General features: G+C 47.6%; 3 protein-coding genes and 1 pseudogene. All 4 read left to right on the plus strand.

What is annotated here, in order from left to right; translation table 11 throughout:
• Positions 1-44: 44 nt before the first annotated feature.
• Positions 45-3,914, plus strand: a pseudogene (locus AC0L4K_RS01180) (DUF4347 domain-containing protein); the annotation flags it as partial.
• Between the two features lie 92 nt (positions 3,915-4,006).
• A complete protein-coding gene (locus tag AC0L4K_RS01185) occupies positions 4,007-6,295 on the plus strand; it encodes a hypothetical protein (protein ID WP_473267962.1) in 2,289 nt (762 codons plus the stop codon).
• The gene (locus tag AC0L4K_RS01190; protein ID WP_473267963.1) at positions 6,252-6,776 is read left to right on the plus strand and encodes a hypothetical protein; all 525 of its coding nucleotides are present in this window, start codon (positions 6,252-6,254) and stop codon (positions 6,774-6,776) included. Before AC0L4K_RS01185 ends, AC0L4K_RS01190 begins: the two co-directional genes overlap by 44 nt.
• A gap of 14 nt (positions 6,777-6,790) precedes the next feature.
• A complete protein-coding gene (locus tag AC0L4K_RS01195; RefSeq protein WP_473267964.1) occupies positions 6,791-10,054 on the plus strand; it encodes a hypothetical protein in 3,264 nt (1,087 codons plus the stop codon).
• The last annotated feature ends 52 nt before the right edge of the window (positions 10,055-10,106 follow it).

Raw genomic sequence — 10,106 nt, forward strand, 5'->3', positions numbered from 1 at the left:
GGAGCAGCCAAGGGATTACTGCTCGACGACGTAATACTTACATGATGGAACAGATGGAAAACCGTTATCTGTTATCCGCGGATGCAGCCCCTCTGGCGTTAAGTGCTGAGCTGCTTAACGAAGAGGTGATGGTTGAGCAGCTAATCGATGCAGGTTTGGCTGAAGCGAGTAATTCGCAAACGTTACAACTGGTTCGCCAGCATGATGACGTCGACAATGCTGAGACGGGTAGCGATAGTCTTGCGGATATTGAAAATCTGAATTTGGCTGATCTTCAGGTGACTGCTGCAGAGCTAGATGAATTAGTGGCAGTGCAGTCGAAAGAGGGGGCTGAAGCGCAAGTCAGTGCGAGTGGTGAAGAAACCACTAGAGCGGTGGCCGCTACCGTTACGATTCAACATATTCAGCAGTTGAGTGGGCATCAGTTCGTTGTTATTGACCGTTCGGTTGAGGATTATCGTGCACTGTTGAGCACCTTTATGGGGGATGCGGGTCGTGACCTTGAATGGCATACCGAAGCGACCAGCGCGGGTAATGTTTTAGTCGCGGATTGGTATCCTGCGAACGAGAGTGCTAGTGAAACTTTAGAGGCTGACGCTGAACTTGCCGCTGAATTAGCTGATGTGCCGGTTGCTCGCCCACAAGCGGAGCGTGTCACGGTTGTTCTACTGGATGCTGAAGGTGATGGTGTTGAACAGCTCGCCGATGTTCTTTCTGCCTATGAAGATATTGCCGCGTTGCATGTGTTATCTCATGGGGCAACCGGTTTGCTGCGTTTGGGTACGGCTTCTTTGGGAAATGCTTCGTTAGAACGTTACCGTCAACAGCTTGAAGCTTGGGGGAAAGCATTAAAATCTGACGGAGATATCCTGATCTACGGCTGTAATGTTGCCCAAGGTGAGGTCGGTATAGCGTTTGTTGATCGATTGGCGGGCGCAACACAGGCCGATATTGCCGCGTCTGATGACCTAACCGGAAATCGTTTTATCGGTGGCGACTGGATACTGGAAACTGAATCAGGCTATGTCACGCATACCCTTGATATGATGTCTACCGAACAGTTCTCTTTCGCATCGAATGATCCTCTGTATAGCGGGTTGTTAGCGGCTGATAAATCGGTGAATATCGGTGAGCTAAATGGCACGGCTGCGCCGGTTATCCTAACGGCAGGCACAGATACCATTAACTTTACCGGCGTTGGCAGCGATATTCGCGTCACTGTGACCGGGAAAACCGCCACCACTCCGTTTAAAATTACTGCACAGGCGATTAATGAAACTACGGGTGCATTAGTGCCCAATACGTTGCGTACTTTTCAGTTTGCCGACGGTGATGATGCCACTATTAAGAACATTAAAGTGGGTCGGCTTGGATATAAAACCGAGCTTGAATTACAGACTAAAATAGATGTTTTAGACACATCGACACTGTCGTCTGCCCACATTGCTATCAGTAAAAAGGGTACCGCCCTTTCGAGTGATGATGCTTATAAATGGGTTAAAGACTATGTGGTGATGGGGGTTGATCCTAGCGCAACGGATGCTGCTACCCAGTTAGATGCTAAAAACGCAATTGCAGTGGTCACTAGCGGGACGGGTGAGATTGGCAAATTATCGATTGGTAAGGCCCTGGATGCAGGGAATACCCGACTTATTATCGATGATATTGGCGCGCCAATCGATATTGATAAAGCGAATACGAATTACAGCGGCAAAATTGATCTGTTGTATAACTCCGGTGCTTCAAATGCCGTGTTGACCAATTACGTTAATTTGTCGGCAGGCAATATCATTAAGGGGGTCGATACTTTAACGGGCTTTAGCACGGCATCATTTTCATCATTTACCGCCGACAAGGGCAAGCAAAAATTTGATGTTACCGGTTTAACTGATGTAACTGTTGCTGCCGGAGCGGGTGAAGATTATTTAGTCGGTGGCGCCGGAAGTCAGACCTTAGTGGGCGGCGCTGGAAGCGACAGTTATGTGTTTAAAGATAACTGGGGTGTCGATCAGGTTATTGAGAAAGCCGATACCAAAGATGGTTTAACGGTGATTAAGGGCGGCGATGCTGATGCGTTAGACTTTTCTGCGCTTACTCAGGCGATTACGGTTGAGTTTCATCCATCGGTTAAATCGACAGAGCCATTGTCGACCCCCACAACGCCGGCTATACCGGTGGTATCTGAAGTGTCAGATACTGATCGAACATCGACCGATAAATATGGTGTGCAGGTCTTCCAAGGCGCAAATGTAACCACCAGTACTCATGCGGTAAAAAATGCCATCAATGTTGAGAAAGTGGTCGGTGGTCTGGGTGATAATACCTATAAGTTCAATAATGACTGGGGACAGGTGTATCCGGATACGACGCCTGCGTTGACTGAGACCGTTAACTTTTTTATTGATGACACTAAATCAACCAGCAAAAAGGGGACGTTGGATTTCCGTGAGGTCACCCACGATTTAATCTTTGAGTTGGACAGCGTCAGCACAACCTCTACCGGGACGCCAGCAGTCACGACGATAACATCTTCAGTGAAAGTGACGGCTGTTGTCGAGAAGCAGATTAATATCGGGACAGCCGCTGCACCTATATTAAAAACAATTACTTATACCTATGTTGTGAACGCAGATAACGTTGCTAACATCATTGGTGGTCAGGGCAAAAACACTTACATTATCAAAGACCAGGATGCCTTGCAGGGCAAGATCTTGACCGCGAATACAAGCGGTAGCTTGGCTGAAGGCTTGGTGACCGGTAACGTCTATGTGGCGGGTGCCACTATTGCTAAAACCGATGGCGTTAATATTCTCGACTATTCGCAATACAAGTCTACGAACACTAACAATGTGGTTGTTGATCTGGGTGAAACGACACCGGGTGTTGCCAAAAGAGCTGTCACAGGTATTCTGAATAACGTCGATGGTACCGCCGCACCGGCGGCTACCAATGAAGTGCAAAAACTGACGGTGCCAAAAGTTAAAACGTCACCAACCGTTGCCCAAGAACTGACTAATATCACCAGTTTTAGATTGTCTCTGGGTGGTGTCGAAACCATCGATATTAGCAATTCAGGAACTGCCGCTTCAATAGCAACAGAGATGGCTGCTGCGCTGAACTCTCTGGTGTTGAAAGCAACGCCGGTCACGACTACCAGTACAACCACTCCTCCTGTAACGACTCCTGTAACCCCAGCACCATTAGTCACTGTTACGGGGAGTGGTTCGGCTAGCGGAACGGCGCCTTACAACTTTACTATTACGTTTCAATCGTTATCGGCTGGACTGAATATTCCAGACATTAAACTGATAGCGGAAACTCGCCAAGAGAAGAGAACTACAGGGGGAACCACTCAAGCGACGGTTGTTTTAAGTGCTGAGACTGAAACTCATCCCGATCCTCTTACTATCGTCAAAGCATATACATCCAGTGGGCCAACTCCCGAAGATCGCTACACCCTGACCACGACCGTTAAAACCATCACCATTGATGCCGTAGAATTGACAGCCGCCAGTACGGGATTAAAAGCGGGCGCCATTGACCGTATAGATGGTTTGAAAGGCACCTCTGATTCAGGTGCGGGTACGGTTAAGAGCATGACCGTGTTAGGCGACTTTGGTTTGTTAGTTAATAGTACGGGGAGTGGTGACGACCTCATATTCTCTGATAACTATACCCAGGCTGTCAGTGTTAAAACTGGGCGTGTCTGGGATGGTGGTGCTGGCCAAGATGTTATTACCGGAACACTTCAGGGCGATATCCTTTATGGCGGGTTGGATAATGATGCCATCGGCGGCGGTGGAGGTGATGATAACCTCAGTGGTGGTGCAGGCAATGACCGAATCAGCGGCGGTTTAGGTAACGATGTTATCAGCGGCGGTGCTGGTAATGACCACCTCAGTGGAGGCTTGGGGGATGATAGTCTCGTGGGGGGGCCGGTCATGACGTTCTTTATGGCGGCATAGGTGACGATACTCTCATCGGTGGTAAAGGTTACGATCATTATGTGTTCATCAATGATTGGGGCCAAGACAACGTTATTGAAAGTCAGAAAGGTAAAGATGACAAAACCACGGATGAGGGATTAAAAGCCCGTGGTGATGTGCTCGATTTCTCCAATGTTACTCAGGAGATGACCTACTTATTTAACAGTTCTAATCTGTTGGCGGGCACCGGCACTTTCATTAAAGATAAAACGAGCTGGACTAAAACACTGACGGGGTTTGGTGATGTGTCTGGTCATTTTGCCCTTACCGCCAATACTGTGCGTGTTAACAGTGAAGGTAACGCTAATGAAGTGCAGCGAATATTTCTCGGTGGCGCTAAATCTGGCAACTTTACAGTAAAACTGAATAATTTTCCTAAACCCGATGGTACTGTTGAAACGATAGCATCGATCTCAATAACAGTCGGTGCCACCACGACGCTCACAGCGGCGAATATAAAAACGGCACTGGAAACAAAGCTTGGAACGCTTTTGACTGATAATGGTGTAGCGCCCGTCGGTGATCTGGTATCGGTTAAGTCTGCAGGGGCAGGGACCGGTGCTTTTGATGTTGAATTTAAGCAACCGATCTATACCAATATCCCATTAATGACGATTGTCAGTACAACTGGACTGACCTATACGCCGCCGGTGGTTGGCACCGTGGTGCCGGGTGTTAATACCGTTGATCCGGCGACTAATTTAATTACTAAACACACTAATGGCTCAATTAATATCGATCTAGGCCTCGCCGAATCTGGCAGCTTTACCTTAGGTTTTGAATATTCTAAAACAGTTGCAGGGGTCGAAACGCCGAATCAGTCTGTATCCATTACAGTGCCTATCGCCTCCGGTTCTACCCCGAACGATATTGCCGCCCAGATTCAGCAAGAATTAAACAGTCATAATCCACAGATATTTGCCAGTGTGGTGGTTTCCGGTGCCGGCAATAAGTTTGAAATTACCGTATTAAACCCTGAAATCAGTAAGCTTCATACGGTCGCGATTACAAACGCCACATCGCTTAAAGGTAAGCCTGACATCTGGTCTACTGTTGAGGGTTCTTCGGTTCGCGAGATTAAGCAGCTGACTCTTAATAATGTTACTGAAGGTAGCTTTGTTTTAACGATTGGTAAGTATTCCACTGGCCCAATTACCATTGACACGACGGCAGCGTCGGTTGATCTGCAAAAAGAAAATACGCGCTTAGCTATTCAGACCGAACTCAATAAGCTTAAGCGTAATTTTGTGCAGAAATACACGGTGGAAGTTCGCACCGATAGTTTTACTGATGCATTGAAAGAGTGGGAAATTACTTTTAAAAAGCCGGGTGAAAATGATGTCGCGGATATGTCTGTCGATGTGACAGGCTTAACAGGGACTAATAATTTACAGGGCCGTGTGACGACTCTGGCCGATGGTAGCCGGTCTGGCAATATCCACGCGTTTGAGACTATTCTGGCGCCTAATGCGGATGCGACCTTTATCTTTGGTTCTGCGTCGATAACCGATATGTTAGCGGCTATTGCGGTTCCGGAAGTGTTACGCAAAACGAACTCGGTTACCATCGATACCAGTACTTTGACGGCTAATGACCATGTGTTGGATATCGATTTTAGCCAAGTTGCTGATGAACTTAATTTTAATTTTGAACAGAAGGGGGCGGTTAAAGAGGTACAGCCGCTTATTATTAGCAACACCACGACAGGTGAATTTGCGCTTGATTATAAGATTCAAGAAGTTCAGCGATTGGCCTTTACCGGTGCGGAACAGCCGAGTGGAACCTTTAAGTTAAGTTTTACTGATCCTGGTGGCTCTCACGCCGTTAAAACCACGGCCACCCCGATTCAAATCATTACCGATGCAGCGACCGGTAAAGTAGACGTTAAAGCCACCGCTTTAAAAATTCAAACCGAACTGAATAAACTGACATTCACATCCGCTTCTGGCTCTCAGACCCTTAATGTGAAAGTGACCGGTGTAACGGTTGATGGCTCCCCTATAACCGCAGAAACTACCAACGAAAGCTTTAAAGCCAACAGCTGGAATATCACCTTTATCAATAAAGAGTTGGTCGATGTCGACTTGTTACAAGTCAGCTCTGCAACGGTGACCCCTGTGGTCACTACAGTCAAAGATGGCGTACACAAAGTAACCGATAAGATTACCTTTGTTGCAGGGAATAAAGAGGCAAATATCACCGAGCTGAGCAATAAGCTGAACGAATTACTGGGTGAAGGCTCGGTTACCGTTAAGGAGCCGCGCTTTGGCAGTACGGCAGCTCAAACAGAAGCTGAATATTACCTTTAATAATCCAGGTGATGTGGTCTTAACAAAGGCTTTGAAGAATTTAGATGGTTCGGCTCTGGGGTATACCACGCCCGTGACGGGCCGATTGGATTTGGCGACGACAGCTGCCAACGGCAAAATCGATGGTAACACCGGTCAACTATCGCTTACTGTCGAACGTGTTGCTCCGAGACCTACGGCGTTAAGCACCGATGCTCAGGCGTCGGGCTTTGTTGATAAATTACTGGGCGAAAGTGTTTTTGAGACCTTTGTCTTCACCGATGTCGGTGATAATACCATCGTCCGTGGTGGCGTTAACTCGAATACGTTCGCCATCTCCGGTAATACGACGTTTAAGGGAACGATTATTGGTGGTACAGGCCTTAAGCCTCTATCCGCGCAGCTCAATGTTGACGGTTTGATCGACTTGTTATCGTTAACCGCTCCGGATTTCGCGGTAAAAAATACTGTTGATATATCGGGGGGAATTTCGCGGATCTGACCAAAATTTCGTATGTGAATTTAGCCGAAACCTCCAAATCATCCGTTGCTGTTGATACGGTTGTTGATGGTCATCGAGGTGCTGAAGTCCAGCGCCTGTCTATCCCCGAAGCCCAGCGTGGCGGTTTTACATTAACCGTACAGGGTGACGCGACGACGGTAACCACGGCCCCTATCTATATGACGCCGCCGGTTCAGCAACAGCTGTTGGTCACCGACTCGACGGACTTTAATCTGACCTATGTCACAACCATCGCCGGCGTTCAAACCGTTCAAACCATTACCGGTTTAAACAGCGGTGTAGCAACGGGCGATCATTCAACGGCTATTGCGGATAAAATAAATACGCAATTAGCCACAGAGTTTAGTTTGGCTGCTGGTTCAAAGGTCGTTTCGGTGACTAAGAATGAGGGAGGCTACCTCATTGCTTACACGAACCAGAATAACATGGTGGAATTTACCGGCGTCCTAACTTCTGCGTCAGGTAGTGTGGCGGTATTTACGCAAGAAACGGCAACATCGCTTAATGATGTCGCTCTGGCACAGCGTATTGAAAACGCGATATATGCTGCGATGGCTCTGCCGACGGGTACGCCAAAAGCGGTTTTAGTCACGGCGGGTGACGCGGGAACATTTGATCTGCGCTGGCGTGTGGAGGGGGATAAAGCGGTTACTACGCTGACTAATATTTCTCTTTCTGCACCAGCGGTTGATCTCGTTTTAACACCATCAACGATGACTGCGCCACAAGTTCACTCAATTACTATTACTCACGGTGCCAATACTGATCCTTATAATTTATTTATTGGTAGCCATAAAACAGTAGATTTAGCTCAGGACGCCGATAAGGATGCTATTGAGGCTGCCTTACAGCAGCTTATTAATCAGCAATCGAGTTTGTCGGGTACCGTGACAGTGACGGGCACTGGTCCCTTCATTATTAGTATTGCGGGTGGCTCTGTTGCATCCATCGTGGCCAAGAACAGTCTTTTTTCAACGGTATTGGGCACATCGACTATTACCAGTCAGTCGACCAATGGCCAGGAAAGCCAAGTTCTCAATATTAACGACGCTTCGCAGGGCATCGTGGGGCTGAAATACAACCTGAAGACCTTGGCTGATAACAGTCCGGTCACCGGCTCCGTCTATGTGGATGTTGCGCTACAAACAGGCGAGACAGCCGATACTCTGCGTGGGCGTATCGAAGCGGCACTGAATACCCAATTGGCGGGTATGGCGACAGCCGTCGTTACCCTCGTTGGCGATAATTTCAGTATTAAACTGACACCGTCTACTACGCATATTGTCGAATCGATGGGGGGCACCGGTTATGGCTTATCATCGGCCACGACCGATCAATCCTTAACGCCGGTAAAAGTAGGGCCAATAGATGCCTATCTGGATCGCACGGATAGTAGCAATGCTTCTCTAGTTGAGACCAACCGGATCTATAAATTTGCTATGCCGCCGGTGGTTGCCGGTGAGGCTATTAGCGGTACATTCACGCTTAACTTTGGTGGTGTGACCACCGGTTCCATTGATTATGACGCTAACAGTAGCACGCTGCTAACGAATATTAATGCAGCTTTGACGACATCCTCTATCAATGCCTTACCCGCCACTTTAGTGGGAAGTGAGTTTGTCGTTGAAATCGTGGTTGATCTCAGTGCGGCTGAACAGCCTTTTATTGTTGATGGCTCAAACTTAGCGATGGTTAAGAGTACCGCCGTTGCTGCACCCGGTGTAGCTGCCAATATTGTCACCATTGCCAATGGCAGTACGGTGAGTGTGGCTGAAAAACAACGTGTTACGTTGGTGGATCAGTCACTGCCCTCTTTCCGCCTGTCCGTTAATGGTGTCAGCACCCTGGATATTCCGGTCAATCAGAATGATGAGGCTACCAAGGTCGCCATTCAAAGCGCACTGAATGCGGCCTTAGGGGCAAACAAAATTACCGTTACGGTCAATCCTGATAGCAGCAAGACTAAGTCATGGATACTGGAAGTCACCGGAACCACTCGCCTTAGCGATACGGATAATCTTGTTGTTGGTGATAATGCTAATGCCATTACTGGCTATGCGAAAGACGACTTTACTCAAACGGTTTTAACCAGCTTATTGGGTAAACAGGCAGGTTTTACTGGCCGCATTCAGAATATCGATAATGTGACCTACGGTGCTGGTTTAAACATTGTATTGAATACGACACTCAACCCTGTGGCTGCATTGGGTAATGCCTCTTTGGGCAGTAATGTGTTTGAGGTGGGCGGTAACTTAATTGAAAACTCAATCACTAACCCTGCCGCGCAATTTATTGCAAATGCGGTGGTTGCAACGGCGATTAACGGTGAGCCTTCACTGTTTTCAGATAATGTTGTCGCACCGGGTATTCATATACTTGCAGGTGGTTGGGGCGCAGATACCTATAAATTTAGTGGCTTATGGGGGGCTGCTGCGGTTATTGAAGCGCCTGATATCAAGATTGCAGGTGTCAGTGATTTCTTTGATACATTAGACCTTTCCGACGCAGGCTATGGTCTTAAAGACCAGCTGGGTAGCGGTGAAGTTAAAAATACGCTGCATTACGATATTTGGGAAATCACGACCGATAATATTAGTGAGTTCACCGACCTTATCAGTGTTGGACGAGATGATGCTGAAGTGCCTCTGCTATCGATTGGTGCTAATTTTATTATGGTCCGTGACGAGATATTCGGATCAGCATTGAAGCGCTTAGGTATTCCGTTGCCTGATGATATTTTATTAGGCAACTACGTATTTGCCACCGGTATTGAAAATATTGTTGGCGGTGGCGGTGATAATATCTTCACCTTCCATGACAATGCTCGTTTGCGAGGGGTAATCTCTTCTGAGGGTGATATCACTCTTAATTATCAAAATTATGATAATAATCTTGATGCTTCAGATGTCGTTGAGGGTGTCACGGTAGATGGCACCGCGGGTATTGCTTATACCTTATGGGAAGCTGTTGAGGTGCCTGTTTGGGGTGAGATTGCTGAGTCTAAAGTGCTATTTGGTAGTGCGACCTCGGTATTGGGGGAGCGTTGGAACTCGCTTTCCGGAGTCATTAATGCAGCGGTGGCTGCCGACTCACAGTACAACCTGTCTAATAATGGTGTAGCCGGCTTTACCAAAGTGATCGGTTCGAGCGGTGATGACACCTTTGTCGGTAACAGTAACGATAATATCTTTGTTATTGGTCAGGGGGAGTTGATACGATTGATGGGGGGAAACCGACAAAAATGGCAATACCCTTAGTCTGGAAGGCCAAAGTGCAGACTATTCTATCGATTTAGCACTGGGTACAGCG

This window comes from Amphritea sp. GJ51-11 (genome assembly GCF_055808735.1).